The following is a 684-nucleotide window of genomic DNA, read 5'->3' as shown; positions in this document are numbered from 1 at the left end:
AGTCCGCACCGGAAATGCCCATGCGCAAGACCGGATGCTGGCGTAACCACTGACGGTCACGCTCATCGAGCGCGACAGGGATATTGTCCAGTTCGGCCTGGGCCAACAGTTCCAGGTGCTGCGCCGGCTCACTGGCCCAAGAGGTGGCCGTGATGCTCAACCACAGGACACAGCACCAGCCTTGCAGATTCATCAGGTCACTCAGAGCAGATGATTGCGTTTGGCGAGTTCACGCAAGTGCACCGTCGAGGTGATCCCGAGTTTTTTCATCAAACGGGTTTTGTAGGTGCTGACGGTTTTATGGCTCAGGTGCGTGTCTGCGGCGATCATTTTGTTGGCTTTGCCATGCGCCAATTGCACAAGGATATTCAACTCACGATTGGACAGGTCGTCGATCATCTGTTTTTCGCTGCGGTGCAAAGGGGTCGACGTATAGTCCTTGTCAGACGACGCCGCAAAATAGGCATAGCCTGACATCAACGCCTGAATTGCCTTGTGCAATTGCAGCAACTGGTTGGTTTTGGCCACGAAGCCCAAGGCACCGGCACGCAAGCAGCGGTCCTGATAATACTGCGGGTCCTGAGAGGTGAAGATCAGCACCTTGCATTTGGGGTCGATGGCCTTCAGCCGTTCCAGCAGCTCCAGGCCACCGATCCCCGGCAACTTGAGGTCGAGCACCACCAG

2 protein-coding genes are annotated in these 684 nt (G+C 56.3%); both read right to left on the bottom strand.

Going from position 1 to position 684, the window contains the following annotated elements; translation table 11 throughout:
- Positions 1-193, bottom strand: a 193-nt coding sequence (locus HT737_RS29510) for a hypothetical protein (protein WP_182404589.1), incomplete at its 3' end; no start/stop codon positions are given.
- Positions 194-201: 8 nt separating this feature from the next.
- A partial coding sequence (locus tag HT737_RS29505; RefSeq protein ID WP_182404588.1) for a response regulator transcription factor occupies positions 202-684 on the bottom strand: 483 nt, incomplete at its 5' end.

The organism is Pseudomonas sp. MD195_PC81_125 (genome assembly GCF_014060985.1).
GTDB lineage: Bacteria > Pseudomonadota > Gammaproteobacteria > Pseudomonadales > Pseudomonadaceae > Aquipseudomonas > Aquipseudomonas parakoreensis.
The sequence above is the reverse complement of the archived record's forward strand: the minus strand, read 5'-3'. Positions and strand labels throughout refer to the sequence as shown.